Source organism: Streptomyces flavotricini, from assembly GCF_020639365.1.
In the GTDB taxonomy this organism is placed as follows: Bacteria; Actinomycetota; Actinomycetes; order Streptomycetales; family Streptomycetaceae; genus Streptomyces; species Streptomyces flavotricini.
In genome coordinates this window covers 1,136,760-1,154,470 of the sequence record NZ_JAINUL010000001.1, presented here as the reverse complement: position 1 = coordinate 1,154,470, position 17,711 = coordinate 1,136,760, and the positions used below count along the sequence as shown (strand labels likewise).

Here is a 17,711-nt window from a genome sequence, read left to right as displayed (position 1 = left end):
AGCGCTTTCTCAATCGGGGAGTATGGAGGTCCACACCCGGATGAGACGATGGCCCGGGACGAGCAGGAGGGGTGAAAGATGGCGGTGACTCTCGCCGAGGTCGCGGCGCACGCGGGCGTGTCGCCCGCGACGGTCTCGCGGGTGCTCAACGGCGGATACCCGGTGGCCGGCGGCACCCGGACCCGTGTGGAACAGGCCGTCGAAGAGCTCGGTTACGTGGCCAACGGCCCCGCCCGTGCCCTCGCGGCCGCCACCTCCGACCTGGTCGGCGTCCTCGTTCACGACGTGGCCGACAGCTTCTTCGGCATCCTCGCCGGATCCCTCCAGAGCGCCCTCGCCCCGAAGGGCCATGGCGATCCCCGTCGCCTCGCGGTCGTGTGCAACACCGAGGGCGCCCCCGAAGCCGAACTCGCCTACCTCACCCTGCTGGAGGGCCAGCGCGCAGGCGGGGTCGTCCTGACCGGCGGCGCCGTCGAGGAGCCCGGGCACACCACCGCCCTCGCCGCGCGCATCACCCGGATGGCGGACGCCGGCGCCCCCGTCGTCCTGTGCGGGCGGCCCCCGTTGCCCGTACCTGCCGCACTGCCCGTCGCCACCGTCATGTTCGACGACCGGGGCGGCGCCTTCCGCCTCGCCGAGCACCTGCTGTCGCTCGGCCACCGGCGCATCGCGTACGTCGCCGGGCCGCCGGGGCTGAGCACCACCCGGGTGCGGCTCGGCGGCCACCGCGAGGCGCTGCGCCGGCACGATCCCGCCCTGCCCGAAGCCTGCGACCCGCTCACGGTGCACGCCGGTTTCGAGCGCTCCGCCGGCTACGACGCCACCCGCGAGCTGCTGCGCCGCGGGGCACCCTTCACCGCCGTCGCCGCGGCCAACGACACCGTGGCCACCGGAGTGGCCGCGGCCCTGCGCGAGGCGGGCCTGCGCATCCCCGGGGACGTCTCCGTCGCCGGCTTCGACGACCTCCCGGTCTGCGTGGACACCGCCCCAGCCCTCACCACCGTCCGCGTACCGCTGCGCGAGGCCGGCATACTCGCGGCCCAGCTGGTCACCGGCCGTAGGCCGTTGCCGCCTGGCGGCATCACCACCCTTCCCACCGAGCTCATGGTGCGCGGTTCCACTGCACCGCCCCCGCCCGAGGGGAGCCGTCCGTGAGGTACGCCTTCTCCACGCTCGGCCTGCCCGGCGCGCCGCTCGAGCGGAGCGCCGCCCTCGCCGCCGCCCACGGCTACGCGGGTCTCGAGCTGCGCGCCCACCCCGAGGAGCCCCTGCACCCCGACAGCCCTCCGGCGGACCGGGCTGCGGGCCTGCGCGTCCTCACCGCCGCCGGGGTCGAGGTCCTCGCGGTCGCGGGCTACGCCCGGGTGGCCGCCGCCGGTGCGGACGAGCCGGTCCTCGCCGAACTGCACGCCCTGGTCCGGCTCGCCGCCGACCTCGAAGCCCCGTACGTCCGGGTGTTCCCCGGAGGCGCCGGCCAGCCCGAATCCGCCGCCGACGCCCATGCCGTCCGCAGGCTGGCCGCCGCCGCGCCGTTCGCCGAGCGGCACGGCGTGCGGATCCTCCTCGAGACGCACGACTCGCACGGGACCGCAGCCGCCGCCGCGCGGGTGCTGGACCGGGTCGGGCAGGGCGGCGCCGGGGCCCTGTGGGACGTACTGCACACCTGGCTCGGCGGAGAGCCGCCGGCGCGGTCACGGCGGGCGCTGGAGCGGCACCTGGGCTACGTACAGGTGAAGGACGTGGCATCGGCGCAGGAGCTCACCCCGCTCGGGCTCGGCGCCGGGGTGCTGCCGCTCGCCGAGGCGGTGGCCTCCGTGCCGCAGGACGGCTGGCTCTGCTGGGAGTACGAGAAGCGCTGGTATCCCGGCGCCGCCGAACTGCCGGGGCAGCTCGCGCGGGGCCGGGAGTACCTGGAGCGTTTGGTGGCCGGGGGAGCGAGCACGCCGGCTCAGGCCGAGTAGGCGAGCCGGCCCCGGTCCACGGCGTAGCGGAAGTCCAGCCCCAGGGCATACCGCTCCAGCTCCTCGACCGCCGTCGCCGCGAGCCGGTCGAGCTCCCCGCCCAGCGAACCCGCCACATGCGGGGTGAGCAGCACGTTCGGGAGGTTGTACAGCGGGGACCCGGTGGGCAGCACCTCGGGCTCGGTGTGGTCGAGCACGGCGTGCAGCCGCCCCGCGACCAGCTCCTCGGTCAGCGCCACGGTGTCGACGAGCGATCCCCGCGCGGTGTTGACCAGCGTGGCGCCGTCCGGCATCAGGGCCAGCCGCGACGCGTCCAGCAGGTGAAGGGTCTGCGGGAGCGCGGGGGCGTGCAGGGTCACCACGTCGCTGCGGCGCAGCAGTTCGTCGAGCGCGCAGGACTCCCCGCCCAGCGCGGCGAGCTCGCCGGGGTCGGCGTACGGATCGTGGACGAGTACCCGCAGGTCGAAGGGGCGCAGCAGCTCCATCACGCGGCGGCCGATGAGCGAGGCGCCGACGACGCCGACGGTGCGGTGGTAGTTGCCGACGGCCGGGTAGCGGCGCAGCAGGTCGATCGGGCCGCGCGCCGCCCGGTACGCGTGGGCGGATTCCAGGACCCGCTTGTTGGCGAACAGGATCGCGGCGAGCGTGTACTCGGCGACCGGCACGGCATTGGCCGCGGCGGCGCTGGAGACCAGCAGCCCGCGCTCCCAGCAGGCCTCCGTGACATGGTGTTTGACGCTGCCGGCGGCGTGCACCACGGCGCGCAGCCGCGGCATCCGCTCCAGTGCCTCGGCGTCGAGCCGCGGGCAGCCCCAGCCGGTCAACAGCACTTCGGCGTCCGCCAGACGGCGCCGGAGCTCGGGCCCGTCGTGCTCGAAGCCCGTCAGCAGCAGGTCGGTGTCCACATCGGCGACCCGGACCAGCTCGGGCAGCATGCGGCCGCTGAGGACGGCGGCCCGGGTGCCGGGGCTCATGGCGAGCACGGTGGCGGGGCGGCGCCGGGCGCCGGGGGGTGCGGCGGGGAAGAGGCGGTGGGTCACTTGACGGCTCCTGCGGTGAGACCCGAGCGCCAGAACCGCTGCAGGCCGAGGAAGGCCAGGACGAGCGGGACGACGGCGACGAGTGAACCGGTGATCACCAGGGGATAGAGCTCGGGCTGCTGGTAGACGCTGCGGTTCCACATGAACAGGCCGAGACTGACGGGGTAGAGCCGCTCGTCGTTCAGCATGGTCAGCGCGCCGTAGAAGTTGTTCCAGATCGCCGTGAAGGTGAACAGGAAGATGGTCACAAACCCCGGCCACAGCATCGGGAACGACACGTGCGCGAAGAGCCGCAGTTCACCCGCGCCGTCGACGCGGGCGGCGGCCAGCACCTCGTCGGGGACGTAGCCCTCGGCGAACACCCGGGCCAGGTAGACGCCGAAGGGATTGACCAGGGCGGGCACCAGATACGCCGCGTACGTGTTCACGGCGCCGGCGGCCGAGGCCATCAGGTACAGCGGCAGCTGGAGCACGGTGGCCGGGACGAGGACCCCCGCGAGGACGACGCCGAAGAGCCTCTCCTTGTGCCGGAACCCGTACGCGTGGAACGCGTAACCGCACGCCACGCTGATGAGGGCGGAGAGGGTGGAGCCGACCACGGTGTAGAGGAGGCTGTTGGCGAGCCAGCGGCCGAAGATGCCGTCGTCGTACGTGAAGACCTCGCCGAGGTTCGTGAAGAGGCTGAAGTCGCCCAAGGCGTAGGGGTCGGTGGCGAAGAGGTCCCGGCGGTTCTTGGTGGCGGCCAGGACCAGCCAGGCCAGGGGCATCAGGGTGTACGCGGCGACGAGGAGGAGGACGGCGTTGACGGCCGTACGGGAGAGCAGGCCGCTGCCGCGCGCCCTGCGGGCCGGCGTCGCGGGAGCGGGCGGGGCCGAGGTGGCGGGGGCCGGTGCGGGGACCCGGCCCGGGGCCGCGCCGGCCGCATCGGCGGCGGCGAGTGAGGCGGTCATGCGGACCTCCAGCGGTTGCCGAGCTTGGTGACGACGTACGAGGCGGCTGCGGCCACGAGGGCGAGGAGCAGCGCGCTCGCGGCCGCCAGCCCGTAGTCGTGGCGCTTGAACGCGGCGCTGAAGACGTACATGGTCGGGGACCAGGACTCGCCCATCTCGGTGGCCCGCAGCTGGAGCAGCTGCGGGGCGTCGAAGAGCTGGACGGCGCCGACGCAGGTGAACAGGACGGTCAGGACGAGGGTGGGCCGGATGCTCGGCACCTTGACCTGCCAGGCGATGCGGACGGCTCCGGCGCCGTCCATGGTGGCGGCTTCCAGGGTCTCCCGGGGGACGGCCTGGAGCCCGGCGAAGAAGATGATCATGTTGTAGCCCGTCCACTGCCAGGCCGAGATGTTGACCACGGACAGCAGGGCCTCGTCGCGGCCGAAGAAGTCCCAGGAGATCCCGGCCGAGTCGAGCAGGTCGAGGACGGGGCTGAGGCCGGGGGTGTACAGGTAGAGCCAGACCATCGCGGCGATCAGGCCGGGGACGGCGTGCGGCAGGTAGTAGGCGATCTGGAAGAACCGCCGGGCGCGGGCGAGGGCGGAGTCCAGCAGCAGGGCGAGGAGCAGCGCGCCGCCGACCATGAGGGGGATGTAGAGCGTGCAGTAGACGGCGACGTGGCGGAACGAGGCGAGGAAGAGGGGATCGGCCAGGGCCTCGGTGTAGTTCCCGATTCCGCTGAAGACCCGCTGGGCCCCGCCGAATCCGAGCCCGGACTGCTCCTCGCGGAAGAGGCTGAGCCAGGCGGCGTACCCGGTGGGGGCAAGGGTCACGAGCGCGAAGAGGAGGAAGAAGGGCGCCATGAACCCGGCGGCCGCCGCGCCGCTGCCTCCGGCGGTTCGGCCGACCTGGGGCGGCTGCACGGAGCGCCGTGCGGCTGCCGTGTCGCCGGTCGGACCGGCCGAACCGCCCGAACCGCCCGGGCCGGTCGGGTCGGTCAGGCCCATCGGTTCCGTCAGGCCGGTGCCGGTGCCGGTGCCGGTGCCGGTGCGCGTAGCGCCGGTAGGGCCGGTCGGTTCGGTCAGGCCGGGGCCGGTGGGGCCGGTCACGCCGGCGGCGTCGGCGGCGTCGGCGGAGTCGGTGCGCGGCATCAGCCGGCCAGGCCCAGGCCGCGGTCCTCGATGGCCTTCTCGGCCGCCGACTGCCCCTCGCTCAGGGCCTTGACCAGGTCCGGGCCGGTCGCGTTCTGCGCCGCATTGACCTGGAGGTGGACCGGTCCCCAGGTCCAGCCGGGCACGATGGTCGCCGCGGCCGCGCCGGCGATGCCGTACGGGTCCTGCCCCTCGAAGTACGTCGTGTCGAACAGCTTCGCGGCCTCGGCCCGCATCCCGGCATTGGCCGGCAGGGCGCTGCTCGGTGACTTCAGCGAGCTGAGCCGCGCCCTGATCGCCTCCGGGTCGGTGGTGACCCACGCGATGAACTCCGCCGCGGCCTTGGTCCGCTTGCTGCCCTTCGGCACGATGTACGAGGTGCCTCCGTACATGCCGGTGGCGGGCTTGCCGTCCCAGGTCGGCAGCGGGGCTATGCCCCACTTCCCCTTGAGGTCGGGGTAGTTGGCGAGGAAGGTGCCCGCCGTCCACGCAGCGCCGATGACGGTGGCGACCTGCCCGGACGAACGTTCCTTCGCCTCGCCTTCGCCCCACAGCGGGGTCTTCGACACCATTCCGGAGGCCATCAGGCCGTTCCAGTACTCCGCCACCTTCTTCGAGGCGGGGTCGTTGATCGCGACCTTCCACTTCTCGCCCTCGGTGCCGTACCAGCGGGCGCCCGCCTGCCAGGAGAGGCCCGCGAGCACCGCCGGGTCGCCGCCGCCGAGGTTCGTGATCCTCACCGACGGGTCGGCCTGGTGGATCTTCTCCGCGGCCGCCTTGTACTCGTCCCACGTCTTCGGCACGGCCACCCCGTGCTTCTCGAAGACGTCCTTCCGGTAGAAGAGTTCGAGCGGGGTGACGTCGAAGGGCACGGCCCAGGTCTTTCCGCCCAGCTTCACCAGCGACTGGACCGCTTCCGGGAACTTCTCCGAGACGAGCTTCCCGGAAGTCCCGCTCAGATCCTCCAGGTTGCCGCCGCTCGCGAACTCCGGGAGAGCCGAATAGTCCATCGTCGCGATGTCCGGCGCGTTACCGCCCTTGACGGCGTTGGCCAGCTTCGCCGCCCCGTCCGGCCCGCCCGGCACCGCCGAGAACCGCACCTGGATGTTCGGGTGCGTCTTGTTGAACGCGTCCGCCGTCTGCTGGGCCCCCGCGGACGAGGACCAGTAGGTGACGGTGACCGGCTGCTCCGGCGAGCCGCCGGCCGCCCCGGACCCGCCCGGCTCCGCCTTCCCGCCGCACGCGGTGGCGAGCAGGGACAGGGAGGCGACCGAGGCGGTCAGGACGAATCGGGGCATGCGGAAGGAACGGAAGCTGCGCGACATGGGGTGGCTCCTACGGACGACCGCGCACGGCGGCGGATGGGAGAACGCGGCCCATCTTTTGTGCGAACGGGCACACCGTCAAGAGCGAACGCACAACTCGATCGAAATGATCGGCCAGTGAGCCCCTTCCTGCTCTTTATGAGCGGATCGTCAATCGCGGGAGCAGCTCCACGTGCTGCCGCGGACCCTCACCGTCACCCTTCGCCGTCAGCCGGTCCAGCAGCAGCCCCGCCGCCCGCGCCCCCACCTCGCGCTTGGCCGGCGCCACCGCCGAGAGCGGTACGTCGGCCAGCCCCGCCACCTCGTCGTCGTACGTGATCACCGCGAGGTCTTCCGGCACCCGCACCCCGCGGGCCTGCAGCCTCGGGATCAGCATGATCGCGTCGGTGTCGCTGTGGATCAGGGCGGCGCTCACGCCGCCCGCCGTCACCGCCTCGCACAGGTAGTCCAGCGTCCGCGCGAACAGATCGGCGTCCGAGAGCGGGCCCGGCCCGGCCTCCGGCCACGGTGGCGCCGGCTCCAGGCCGAGCGCGGCCACCGCCGCCTCGTACCCGGCCCGCAGCCGCGGCGTCGTCGGCGTCGCACGGCTGGCCAGCGCGATCCGCCGGTGCCCCCGCTCCACCAGGTGCTGCACCGCCGTCGCCGCGCCGTGCGCGTGGTCGGAGGCCACCCGGTCCAGCGCCGCCGCCGGATGCCCCGGCGGGGCCCAACGCTCCACCAGCACCGTCGGGACCGGCAGCTCCGCGGTCCACACCCCCTCGCCGGGGCCGGGCGAACCGGCATCCCAGTTCGGGGTGAGCAGCAGCCCGTCCGCCCCGGTGGACAGCAGCCGGTCCGCCTGAGTCCGGTCCTCGCCGGGCAGGTACCGGGTCAGTCCCACGGTCAGCCGCGCCCCGTGCGCCTCGACCACCTCACGGGCCCCGCGGACGACGTCGGCGTAGTAGTACTCCGTGGTCGGCACCACCATCCCGACCACCAGCCCCTCGGCGGACGCCGAGCCCGCCTGGCCGTCGGCCGGGCCCGTGATCGACGGCGTCACCGGCGCCGACGCCCGCTCCGCCGACACTCCGCCCGGAGGCCCGGTCTCCACCCGGCTGATCACCCCGTGCATGCGGTGGATCTCGCCCCGGGCCGCCATGGCCTCGATGTCGCGCCGCAGGGTGACCGGCGAGACGCCCAGTTCCCGCGCCAGGTCCGCCACGCGCACACTGCCCCGCGCCCGGACGAGCGCGAGCACCTGCGCCTGCCGCTGGTCCACATGTGGTCTCACGGTTTCCCTACCCCCTGAGGTCTTTCCGACGGCATCCCTGTCCGCGCCGTGTCCCCGCCATCATAGAGAACCCGACCGATCGATTCGATCGTTTCCGATCAACCGGTCATTGACGGCGTGCCGCAGCGTTCATATATTCGGCGGCGTCCCGCACCTCACGGCATCACTACCCCTCTCGGGAGTCGGCGCATGCTCACGTACGACCAGGACGGATTCCGGCGCGCAGGGCGCCCCCACCGCATCGTCTCGGGAGCCCTGCACTACTTCCGGGTCCATCCGGACCTGTGGGAGGACCGGCTGCGGCGGCTGCGCGCCCTCGGTGCCAACACGGTCGACACGTACGTCCCGTGGAACTTCCACGAGAGCGCCCCGGGCAAGGCCGACTTCACCGGCCCGCGCGACCTCGGACGCTTCCTGCGCACCGCCCAGGACCTCGGCCTCGACGCCATCGTCCGCCCCGGCCCGTACATCTGCGCCGAATGGGACTTCGGCGGCCTGCCCGCCCGGCTCCTCGCCGTCGACGGCCTCCACCTGCGCTGCTCCGACCCGCGCTTCGAGGCCGAGGTCGACGGCTGGTTCGACCTCGTCGCCCCCGAGCTGCTGCCCCTGCTCGCGAGCCGCGGCGGTCCGGTCGTCGCCGTCCAGATCGAGAACGAGTACGGGTCGTACGGCAACGACGTCCGCTACCGGGCACACGTGGAACGGGCACTGGTCGAACGCGGGGTGGACTGCCTCCTGTTCACCGCCGACGGGCCCGAGGACGCCATGCTCCAGGGCGGCACGCTCCCCGGCCGGCTCGCCACCGCCACCTTCGGCGCGCGGCCCGCCGAACGCCTCGCCCACCTGCGCCGCTACCAGCGGACCGGCCCGCTCGCCGCCATGGAGTTCTGGATCGGCTGGTTCGACCACTGGGGCGAGGACCACCACGTCCGCGCCGTCGAGGACGCGGCGCGCTCCCTCGACGAACTCCTCGCCACCGGCGCCTCCGTCAACCTCTACATGGCCCACGGCGGCACCAACTTCGGCTTCTGGGCCGGCGCCAACCACACCGGATCCCGCCCCGGCGACCCCGGCTACCAGCCCACCGTCACCAGCTACGACTACGACGCCCCCATCGGCGAGGCCGGTGAACTCACGCCGAAGTTCCACGCGTTCCGAGAGGTCATCGGCAAGTACGTGCCGCTGCCCGAAGGCCCGCTGCCCGAGCCGCCGCCCCGCATCACCCCGGCCCTCGCGGTCCCCGCCGGCACCGCCCCGCTCCCGGACCACCTCGACGTGCTCGGCGGGGAGCCCGTGCTGCGCCCGGCGCCCGAGCCGATGGAGAAGCTGGGCCAGTCCCACGGGCTGATCCACTACCGCACCACCGTCACCGGGCCGCGGCCCGCCATGCCCGTCCGGATCGACGGCCTCGGCGACCGCGCGTACGTGTCCGCCGACGGCGAGCCCCTCGGCATCCTCGACCGCAACCGCCCCGACGAGGGACTCGACCTGGCCGTCGGAGAGGACGGAGTCGTCCTCGACGTCCTCGTCCGGGCCCAGGGCCGGGTCAACTACGGCCCGCTCCTCGACGACCGCAAGGGCATCTGGCGCGGTGTCCGCCACGGCCACCAGCAGCTGTTCGAGTGGGAGATCCGGCCGCTCCCGCTCACTGATCTGACCGGCCTCGGCTGGTCGCCGCACACCGGGGAAGCGCCGCAGGACACGGGCCGCCCCGCTTTCCACCGCTTCACCCACGCCCTCCCGGGCGCACCCGCCGACGGATTCCTCGACGTCCGCGGCTGGGGCACCGGCCTCGTCTGGCTCAACGGCTTCCTCCTCGGCCACTACGACACCCCCCGCGGCCCGCAGCGCACGCTCTACGCCCCCGCGCCCCTCTGGCGGACCGGCCGGAACGAGATCGTCCTCCTCGAACTGGAGCGCCCCGGCGCCGATCTGCCCCTGCGCGACAGCCCCGACCTCGGCCGCCCCACCGTCGTCACCCTCGAGTGAACCGGCGCCCCCACCGATCCCGGCGAACCCCCGCACACGCGCCCGACCTTCCCCTGAGAGAAGCTCTTCCCGTGAAGCGAACGAGCACCCGCCTGGCCGACGGCCGCGAGATCCTGTACTACGACGCCGACGACGGCGCGGCCCGCGCCGTCCCCGACACCCGCCCCCTCGACGCGTCCGCCACCTCCTCCGAGGTGCGCCGCGACCCGCTGCTCGGCGACGCCGTCGTCATCGCCTCCCACCGCCAGGGCCGCACCTACCACCCGCCCGCCGATGCCTGCCCGCTGTGCCCCTCCGCCGAGGGGCGCGCGAGCGAGGTCCCGGCCGCCGACTACGACGTGGTCGTCTTCGAGAACCGCTTCCCCTCCCTCGCCGGCGACACCGGCCGCTGCGAGGTCATCTGCTTCACCCCCGACCACCGGACCTCCTTCGCCGAACTCGACGAGGAACGCGCCGCGCTCGTCCTGGCCGCCTGGACCGACCGCACCGCCGAACTCTCCGCCCACGCCGGGGTCCGGCAGGTCTACTGCTTCGAGAACCGCGGCACCGAGATCGGCGTGACCCTCGCGCACCCGCACGGCCAGATCTACGCCTTCCCCTTCATCACCCCGCGCACCACCCGCATGCTCGCCACCGTCGCCGCCCACCGCGCCCGCACCGGCGGCAACCTCTTCGAGGAGGTGCTCGCCGCCGAACGCGCCGAGGGCACCAGGGTCGTCCTCGAAGGGGAGCACTGGACCGCCTTCGTGCCCTACGCCGCGCGCTGGCCGTACGAGGTCCACCTCTATCCGCACCGCCGCACCGCCGACCTGACCACCCTCGACGACGCGGCCCGCGCCGAGTTCCCGCGCCTCTACCTGGAGCTGCTGCGCCGCTTCGACCGGCTGTTCGGGTCGTCCGCGCCCACCCCGTACATCTCCGCCTGGCACCAGGCGCCGGTCCCCGGCGGCGGAGGCGGGAACGGGGGCGGGGACGTGGACCGGGGCGGGGAAGCGGCGCGGGCCGACTTCGCCCTCCACCTGGAGCTCTTCACGGTCCGCCGCACCGCTGACAAGCTCAAGTACCTGGCGGGTACCGAATCCGGGATGGAGGCCTACATGAACGACGTCCGGCCCGAGGACGCGGCCGCGCGGCTGCGCGAGGTGGCGAGCCGGTGACCGGGACCGCGGACGGATTCCACCGGCTGTACGGGGCCGCGCCCGAGGGGGTCTGGGCGGCGCCGGGCCGGGTCAACCTGATCGGCGAACACACCGACTACAACGACGGCTTCGCCCTGCCCTTCGCCCTCCCGCACCGCACCGAGGTGGCGGTGGCCCGCCGCCCGGACCGGACCCTTCGGCTCCACTCCGCCGACGTCCCGTCGGGCGTGGTCACGCTCCCGCTCGACCGCCTGCACCCGGGCCGCCCGCCCGAGGGCCCGGAGAGCTGGGCCGCCTACCCCGCCGCCGTCGCGTGGGCGCTGCTCGACGCCGGCCGGCCCGTCGGCGGCGCCGACCTGCACATCCGCTCCGACGTGCCCACCGGAGCCGGACTCTCCTCCTCCGCCGCCCTGGAGGTGGCCACCGCCCTCGCCCTCACCGACCTGTACGGGATCCCGCTCACCCGGCCCGAACTGGCCGCGCTGGCCCGCCGCGCCGAGAACGCGTACGTCGGCGTGCCCTGCGGGGTGATGGACCAGATGGCCTCGGCCTGCGCGACCGAAGGCCACGCCCTCCACCTCGACACCCGCACCCTCGAACGGCTCCACATCCCCTTCGACTGCGCGGCGGCGGGACTGCGCCTCCTGGTCATCGACACCCGCGTCAAACACGCCCTCGGAGACGGGGCGTACGCCCGGCGCCTCGCCTCCTGCCACGGCGCGGCCGCCGCGCTCGGACTGCCGGCCCTGCGCGACCTCCCGTACGAGGACCTGGAGCCGGCGCTGGCCCGCATCGAGGACCCGGTCCGCCGCCGCCGCGTCCGCCACGTCGTCACCGAGAACGAACGGGTCGTACGGGTGGAGGAACTGCTGCGCGCCGGACGGCTGCGCGAGACGGGCCCGCTGCTGACCGAGGGACACGCCTCGCTGCGCGAGGACTACGAGGTCTCCTGCCCGGAGCTCGACCTGGCCGTGGCCACCGCCAACGCCGCGGGCGCGTACGGGGCCCGGATGACCGGCGGCGGGTTCGGCGGCTCGGCCCTGGCCCTGATCGACGCCGACGCCAAGGCGGCCGTGACCCTGGCGGTCACGCAGGCCTTCGGCGCGGCCGGGTTCGAACCGCCGCGCGTGATGGCGGCGGCCCCGGCCGCCGGCGCCGAGCGCATCCTCTGAGCGGGGCGAAGGCCGCCGCCCCGACGGCGGTTCCGCCCTCCGCCTCTGCCCGGTGGACGGGGGCCGGGCGATCGGCAAGACTCTCGCCGATCCCTTCTGACGTTCGGAGGAACGCAACGCATGCGCTACATCCCGCTGGGCAGTTCAGGTCTCCAGGTCTCCGCCGTCGGACTCGGCTGCAACAACTTCGGGGGCCGCCTCGATGCGCAGGCCACCCGCGCCGTCGTCGACGCCGCCCTCGACGCGGGGATCACCCTCCTCGACACCGCCGACATCTACGGCGGGCGCGGCGGCTCCGAGCGCCACCTCGGACAGGCCCTCAAGGGCCGCCGCGACCAGGTCGTCCTCGCCACCAAGTTCGGCTACGCGGGCATGTCCATGGAGTACGGGCCCGCCGCCGGATCCCCGGGCGGCCGCGCCTACGTCCGGCGGGCCGTCGAGGAGTCCCTGCGCCGCCTGGACACCGACCACATCGACCTCTACCAGCTGCACAGCCCCGACCCGGCGACCCCCGTCGCCGAGACCCTGGCCGCGCTCACCGAGCTCGTCGCCGAGGGCAAGGTCCGCTACATCGGCCACTCCAACTTCAGCGGCTGGCAGCTGGCCGAAGCCGCCCACGTCGCCCGCGAGACCGGCGCGGTGCCCTTCGTGTCGGCGCAGAACGAATGGTCGCTGCTCGAGCGGTCCGCGGAGCGGGAGCTGGTTCCCGCGGCCGTGCACTACGGCCTCGGGGTGCTGCCGTACTTCCCGCTCGCCAACGGCCTGCTGACCGGCAAGATCCGCCGGGGCGCCGCCGTACCGGCCGGCTCCCGCCTGGAGGGCCGCGACGGCTACGTCACCGAGGAGCGCCTCGACACGGTCGAGGCGCTGGCCGCCGTCGCCGACAAGCACGGCCGCAGCATCCTCGAACTCGCCATCGGCTGGCTCTCCGCCCGGCCCGGCTGCTCCTCCGTCATCGCGGGCGCCACCTCGCCCGAGCAGGTACGGGCCAACGCGGCCGTCGCCGACCGCCCCCTGGAGCCCGAACTGCTCGCGGAGATCGACGCGATCGCGGGGGTGTGAACCACGCCGCGAGCCGGTCTCAGGCGGGTGCGCCCGTCAGGACGTCGACCTTGCCGGTGTCCAGCGAGTAGTACGCGCCGACGACGCCGAGGGCGCCCTTCGCCACGAGGGGCCCCAGGTCGGAGTTGGCCCGCAGATCGTCCGCGGTCACCTTGATCTGGTGGTGGGTCATGGTGTCGACGGGGTCGGCGCCCGGGTTGCGGGCCGTCAGCTCGTACGCCGGCACCATCGCCTTCGCGAGCGCCTCCAGGTTTCCGGGCAGCGGCTTGCCCGCCTTCAGCGACGTGTACGCGGCCTCGACGGCCCCGCAGCGCTGGTGTCCGAGCACGACGACCAGCGGGGTCCCGCCCGTCAGGGGCCCGTACTCGACGGAGCCGGTCACCACCGGGCCTACGGCCTGTCCGCCCGTGCGCAGCACGTACAGGTCCCCGAGCCCCGTGTCGAAGATCAGCTCGGGTGCCACCCGGGAGTCGATGCACGAGAGGACCACCCCGAAGGGATCCTGCGCCTCGGCGGTCAGCTCGCGCCGCTCCGGATCCCGGTCGGGGTGGTCGAGGTTGCCGCTCACCCAACGCTTGTTGCCCTCCATCAGACGGGTGAACGCAGCCTGCGGGGTGGCCGGACGCGGCTGCGGGGCCGCGGTCGCCACCTTCCGGGGAGGCGGGGACGAGCACCCCGAGAGGGCCACGACGGCGGCCGCGAGGCCCCCGGCCAGTACGCCCCTGCGAGCCGGAAGTCCTGCTGTGTGCATCGGTCGTATCCCTCGGTGGCGCACGGACGCGTCGATACGTCGTGACGACCGCGATTGTTCAGCGTGCCGGGGGTGACGGGGCGGCAGACGCACGCGCCCGCCGCCCCGATTGCCACAGACGGCCCACGCCCGCCGCGGGCGGCTGCGCTCAGGACACGATGTCCTTGCGGGCGAACCCGCGGAAGGCGAGGGCGAACAGCACCAGCGCGTACGACACCGACACCGCCGCCCCCTTGACCATCCCGCCCCACTCCAGATGCGGCTGCAGCGCGTCCGCCCAGGCGAACTGCCAGTGCGCGGGCAGGAACTCCCGCCAGGAGCCGAGCGCCGTCACCGCGTCCAGCACGTTGCCGACGATGGTCAGGCCGACCGCCCCGCCCACCGCGCCGAGCGGCGCGTCCGTCCGCGTCGACAGCCAGAACGCCAGCCCGGCCGTGACCAGCTGCGACACGAAGACGAACGCCACCACCAGCGCGAGGCGCGGCACGCTCTCCCCGGCCGCCAGCGAGCCGCCCGTCGGCAGCTTCAGCGGGCCCCAGCCGTACGCGACCGTGCCCGCCGCCAGCGCCACCAGCGGCAGCAGCACCATCGCCGCCAGGCTGAAGCCCAGCGCCACCACCAGCTTGCTCCACAGCAGCCGGGTCCGCGGCACCGGCGAGGCCAGCAGGTAGCGCAGCGAGGACCAGCTCGCCTCCGAGGCCACCGTGTCCCCGCAGAACAGTGCCACCGGCACCACCAGCAGGAAACCGGCCGACACGAACAGGCACGTGGCCGCGAAGTTCGCCCCCGACGCCGTCGCCGTGTCGATGAGGGTGATCCGCCCGTCCCTGCCGCCCCGGCCGTCCTGCCCGCCGCCCACCGCGAACGCGATGATCATGACGAACGGCAGCGCGGCCAGCACCCCGCCCATGACCAGCGTCCGCCGCCGGCGCCACTGCCGCAGCGCCTCCACGCGCAGCGGCAGCGTACGGCTCGCCCGGTAGCCGGGAGCCACTTCCGTCACGGCGCTCACGCCGCACCTCCGATCAGGGTGAGGAACGCATCCTCCAGCCGGCGGTGCGGCCCCACTGCGCTCACCGGCACCTCCAGCCGTACCAGCTCGGCGATCAGCCCGGTGGCCGTCGCGCCCTCCAGCCGTACGAGCAGCCCGTCATCGGCGGCCGTCACCGCACCCACTCCCTCCAGCGCGGCCACCTTCGCCACGGTCCCCTCGTCCACCGGCCCGGCCAGCGTCACCAGCAGCGTGTCCCCGCCGCCGGTGATCTCCGCGACCTCGCCCGCCCGTACCAGCCGCCCGCGGTCCATGACCACCAGGTGCGTGCAGGTCTGCTCCACCTCCGACAGCAGGTGGCTGGAGACGATGACCGTCCGCCCGCCCGCCGCGTACCGGATCATCACGTCCCGCATCTCCCGGATCTGCGGCGGATCCAGACCGTTCGTCGGCTCGTCGAGGATCAGCAGGTCCGGCATGCCGAGCATGGCCTGCGCGATCGCGAGGCGCTGGCGCATGCCCTGCGAGTACGTGCGCACCGCGCGCTCCAGGGCGTCGCCGAGTCCGGCGATCTCCAGGGCCTCCGGCATGTGCGCGTCCTCGGCCGGACGTCCGGTGGCCTGCCAGTACAGCTCCAGGTTGGCCCGCCCCGTCAGGTGCGGCAGGAAGCCGGCCCCTTCGACGAAGGCCCCGACCCGCGACAGCACCGGCGTCCCCGCCCGGACCGCGTGCCCGAACACCCGGATCTCGCCCGCGTCCGGCGAGATCAGCCCCATCAGCATCCGCAGCGTGGTGGTCTTGCCGGCGCCGTTGGGCCCGAGCAGGCCCAGGACCTGCCCCTTCTCCACCCGGAAGGACAGGTCCTGCACCGCGTAGCGGTCCTGCACCCCCCGGTACCGCTTCGTCAGGCCCGTGATTTCCAGTGGTACGTCGGCGAGCGCCGGCTCGGGCTGCGGTACGCCGCCCCGCGTCCCCGCACTCTCCCGACCGGTCCTCCGGATCCCCAGCAGCGCCGCGGCCAGCAGCGCGGCGCCCAGCGGCAGCCCCCAGACCCAGGCCGGCAGCCCCGCCGAGGCCGTGCGGACCCCGTCGGCCACCGGCACGGCCAGGGCGCCCCGCACCGCGACCGTGTACGTGGCCGGCGCGGCCGGGGACGCGTATCCGAGGTCGGTGGCGGCGACGACGAGCCGCAGCCGGTGACCGGCCGCCACGGCGTGGTCGACGGCGGGCAGCCGCAGCTCCACCGCGGCCCCCTGCTGCGCGTTCTCCACCCGCACCGGGGCGACCAGCTGACTCGGCAGCACCGCCTGGCGGCCGTCGGGCCCGACGTCGTACAGCTTGCCGAACAGGACGGCCGAACCGTCGGCAGCCGTCGACCTCACGTTCAGGGTGACGGTCGGGGCCCCGGTGACCCGCACCTCCTCGGCCAGCGGCTCCGACTCGAAGCGGGCGTTCTGCCCGGGGAAGTCCAGTGACAGCCCGGCCCCGACGGCGGCGAGCTGCCCGCCGATCCCGGGCAGGGAGGACAGCGCGGGAGGGGCGCCGCCCGCCGGATTGGCGAAGCTCTGCTCCCGGCCGCTCAGGGCGAACCGCCGGGGAGCGGAGGCCAGCCCCGGATAGCGCTCGCCGCTCGCGCCGCGCAGCTGTACCGCCCCGTCGGTGGAATCGATGCCCCCGGAGCGCGAGACGCGGAAGGCCGGGCCGGTGTCCGCACCCTGCTCGTCCTTGAGGTAGCGGTCGAACCAGCCGGCCACCCGGTCCTCGACCCGGGCCGACTCGCGCAGACCGCCGTCGTGGCCGCCGGCCGCCCAGTCGACGGAGACGGGCGCCCCGTTCGCCGCGACGGCCTTCGCCATCGCGTCGGCCTGGTCCAGCGGGAACAGGGAGTCCTCCTGGCCCTGCACGATCAGCGTCGGGACCTTGATCCGGTCGGCGACCGCCGACGGACTGCGCCCCTCCAGGAGGGCGCGGGCCTCGGCGTCGGGCTTGCCGGCCACCGCGACCCGCTCGTACATGGCGCACAGCTCGGGCTGGAACCGCCCGCAGGCGGTGGCGCCGCCGGCGGGGGCGGGGCCGGGCGCGGGAGCGGTGGCGCGGCCGGACGCGGGGGCGGTGTCCGTGCCCGGGACGCCCCCGGGCCGCATGCCGTCGGCGGAACCGGTGGTGAAGAACAAGCCCGCCCACAGCTTCTTGAACACGCCCTGGGGGAAGAGGGAGTCCGCGAGGTTCCAGTACGTGATCTGCGGGGCGATCGCATCGACCCGCTGGTCGTATCCGGCCGCGAGCAGCGAGATCGCCCCGCCGTACGAGGCCCCGGCGACGCCGACGCGCGGATCGCCGTCCGCGTCGAGCCGCACCTCGGGCTGCCGGGCGAGCCAGTCGACGAGCCGGGACACGTCCTTGACCTCGTACGCCGGATCGTTCAGCCCGATCTGCCCGCCGGAGCGGCCGAAGCCGCGCGCCGACCAGGTCAGGACGGCGTACCCGTCCCGGGCCAGCCGCTCGGCCTGCGCGCGGACGTCGTCCTTGCTGCCGCCGAACCCGTGCCCGAGGAGCACGGCGGGCCGCTTCCCTGCGCCGCCGGCCGTGAAGTACGAGGTGTCGATGGCCGCGCCGGGCATCTCGACCATGCGGTCCTGGCGGTGCACGGCGGGCACCTCGCCGGACGCGGCGGCGGTCCACGTACCGGCCCCGGCGACGACGGCGAGCGCGGCGGCCCCCGCGAGCAGGCGGGTGTGGCGGCGCCGTGGCAGCCGGAGCTTCGGCAGTCGTGGCTTCATACCGAAACCCTAGACGCCGCCCGGCCGCGCCCTGAGCGCCCCCGGGCGGAACCGCCCACCTCCTGGAGGAGTACCCGGGCGGGCCGGCATACCGCGCCTGCAGTACTAGCGGGGTGTCTCGCCGATCGGGCCGGGCTCGCGGCATCCG

At 74.3% G+C, this 17,711-nt stretch carries 14 protein-coding genes; 6 read left to right on the top strand and 8 right to left on the bottom strand.

What is annotated here, in order from left to right:
- Positions 1-78: 78 nt before the first annotated feature.
- Together K7B10_RS05520 and K7B10_RS05515 are read left to right on the top strand one after the other, a co-directional pair.
- Entirely contained in the window at positions 79-1,155 is a 1,077-nt protein-coding gene (locus K7B10_RS05520; RefSeq protein WP_229334812.1) for a LacI family DNA-binding transcriptional regulator, read from the top strand.
- Positions 1,152-1,961, top strand: coding sequence for a sugar phosphate isomerase/epimerase family protein (locus K7B10_RS05515; RefSeq protein ID WP_229334811.1), 810 nt, complete (start codon positions 1,152-1,154; stop codon positions 1,959-1,961). Before K7B10_RS05520 ends, K7B10_RS05515 begins: the two co-directional genes overlap by 4 nt.
- Here K7B10_RS05515 and K7B10_RS05510 read toward each other — a convergent pair.
- The 5 genes from K7B10_RS05510 to K7B10_RS05490 all read right to left on the bottom strand — a co-directional run bounded on the left by K7B10_RS05510 (position 1,949) and on the right by K7B10_RS05490 (position 7,679).
- Entirely contained in the window at positions 1,949-2,935 is a 987-nt protein-coding gene (locus tag K7B10_RS05510; RefSeq protein ID WP_229344787.1) for a hydroxyacid dehydrogenase, read from the bottom strand. The genes K7B10_RS05515 and K7B10_RS05510 overlap by 13 nt on opposite strands.
- A 62-nt stretch (positions 2,936-2,997) precedes the next feature.
- The gene (locus K7B10_RS05505; protein ID WP_372481374.1) at positions 2,998-3,951 is read right to left on the bottom strand and encodes a carbohydrate ABC transporter permease; all 954 of its coding nucleotides are present in this window, start codon (positions 3,949-3,951) and stop codon (positions 2,998-3,000) included.
- Positions 3,948-4,796: a carbohydrate ABC transporter permease gene (locus K7B10_RS05500; protein WP_229344784.1), complete on the bottom strand. Its 849-nt coding sequence runs from the start codon at positions 4,794-4,796 to the stop codon at positions 3,948-3,950. Before K7B10_RS05500 ends, K7B10_RS05505 begins: the two co-directional genes overlap by 4 nt.
- A gap of 287 nt (positions 4,797-5,083) precedes the next feature.
- The gene (locus K7B10_RS05495; RefSeq protein WP_229334810.1) at positions 5,084-6,409 is read right to left on the bottom strand and encodes an ABC transporter substrate-binding protein; all 1,326 of its coding nucleotides are present in this window, start codon (positions 6,407-6,409) and stop codon (positions 5,084-5,086) included.
- Between the two features lie 136 nt (positions 6,410-6,545).
- Positions 6,546-7,679 carry a substrate-binding domain-containing protein gene (locus K7B10_RS05490; protein WP_229334809.1) on the bottom strand — a complete coding sequence of 378 codons (1,134 nt, stop codon included), beginning with the start codon at positions 7,677-7,679 and terminating at the stop codon, positions 6,546-6,548.
- Positions 7,680-7,868: 189 nt separating this feature from the next.
- Here K7B10_RS05490 and K7B10_RS05485 point away from each other — a divergent pair, with 189 nt between their 5' ends.
- The 4 genes from K7B10_RS05485 (at position 7,869) to K7B10_RS05470 (ending at position 13,041) form a co-directional block, all read left to right on the top strand.
- Entirely contained in the window at positions 7,869-9,668 is a 1,800-nt protein-coding gene (locus tag K7B10_RS05485) for a glycoside hydrolase family 35 protein (protein ID WP_229334808.1), read from the top strand.
- 71 nt (positions 9,669-9,739) lie between these two features.
- The gene (galT, locus tag K7B10_RS05480) at positions 9,740-10,825 is read left to right on the top strand and encodes a galactose-1-phosphate uridylyltransferase (RefSeq protein WP_229334807.1); all 1,086 of its coding nucleotides are present in this window, start codon (positions 9,740-9,742) and stop codon (positions 10,823-10,825) included.
- A complete protein-coding gene (gene galK, locus K7B10_RS05475) occupies positions 10,822-11,979 on the top strand; it encodes a galactokinase (RefSeq protein WP_229334806.1) in 1,158 nt (385 codons plus the stop codon). The genes galT and galK overlap by 4 nt, the downstream gene beginning before the upstream one ends.
- Before the next feature lie 120 nt (positions 11,980-12,099).
- The gene (locus K7B10_RS05470; protein WP_229334805.1) at positions 12,100-13,041 is read left to right on the top strand and encodes an aldo/keto reductase; all 942 of its coding nucleotides are present in this window, start codon (positions 12,100-12,102) and stop codon (positions 13,039-13,041) included.
- A 19-nt stretch (positions 13,042-13,060) separates the two neighbouring features.
- On the opposite strand, the gene K7B10_RS05465 is transcribed toward K7B10_RS05470, so the two are convergent.
- The 3 genes from K7B10_RS05465 to K7B10_RS05455 form a co-directional block, all read right to left on the bottom strand.
- Positions 13,061-13,792, bottom strand: coding sequence for a carbonic anhydrase (locus tag K7B10_RS05465; RefSeq protein ID WP_229334804.1), 732 nt, complete (start codon positions 13,790-13,792; stop codon positions 13,061-13,063).
- Between the two features lie 148 nt (positions 13,793-13,940).
- Positions 13,941-14,804: an ABC transporter permease gene (locus K7B10_RS05460; RefSeq protein WP_229334803.1), complete on the bottom strand. Its 864-nt coding sequence runs from the start codon at positions 14,802-14,804 to the stop codon at positions 13,941-13,943.
- Complete coding sequence (locus K7B10_RS05455; protein WP_229334802.1) at positions 14,801-17,563, bottom strand: alpha/beta fold hydrolase; 2,763 nt, start codon at positions 17,561-17,563, stop codon at positions 14,801-14,803. The genes K7B10_RS05460 and K7B10_RS05455 overlap by 4 nt, the downstream gene beginning before the upstream one ends.
- Between the last annotated feature and the right edge of the window lie 148 nt (positions 17,564-17,711).

Excerpts from the sequence above, each read along its gene's own strand:
- K7B10_RS05455 (WP_229334802.1), bottom strand. The coding sequence starts at position 17,563 with ATGAAGCCACGACTGCCGAAGCTCCGGCTGCCACGGCGCCGCCACACC.
- K7B10_RS05500 (WP_229344784.1), bottom strand. The coding sequence starts at position 4,796 with ATGGCGCCCTTCTTCCTCCTCTTCGCGCTCGTGACCCTTGCCCCCACC.
- K7B10_RS05520 (WP_229334812.1), top strand. The coding sequence starts at position 79 with ATGGCGGTGACTCTCGCCGAGGTCGCGGCGCACGCGGGCGTGTCGCCC.
- K7B10_RS05510 (WP_229344787.1), bottom strand. The coding sequence starts at position 2,935 with ATGAGCCCCGGCACCCGGGCCGCCGTCCTCAGCGGCCGCATGCTGCCC.
- K7B10_RS05485 (WP_229334808.1), top strand. The coding sequence starts at position 7,869 with ATGCTCACGTACGACCAGGACGGATTCCGGCGCGCAGGGCGCCCCCAC.
- K7B10_RS05495 (WP_229334810.1), bottom strand. The coding sequence starts at position 6,409 with ATGTCGCGCAGCTTCCGTTCCTTCCGCATGCCCCGATTCGTCCTGACC.
- K7B10_RS05470 (WP_229334805.1), top strand. The coding sequence starts at position 12,100 with ATGCGCTACATCCCGCTGGGCAGTTCAGGTCTCCAGGTCTCCGCCGTC.
- K7B10_RS05505 (WP_372481374.1), bottom strand. The coding sequence starts at position 3,951 with ATGACCGCCTCACTCGCCGCCGCCGATGCGGCCGGCGCGGCCCCGGGC.
- K7B10_RS05465 (WP_229334804.1), bottom strand. The coding sequence starts at position 13,792 with ATGCACACAGCAGGACTTCCGGCTCGCAGGGGCGTACTGGCCGGGGGC.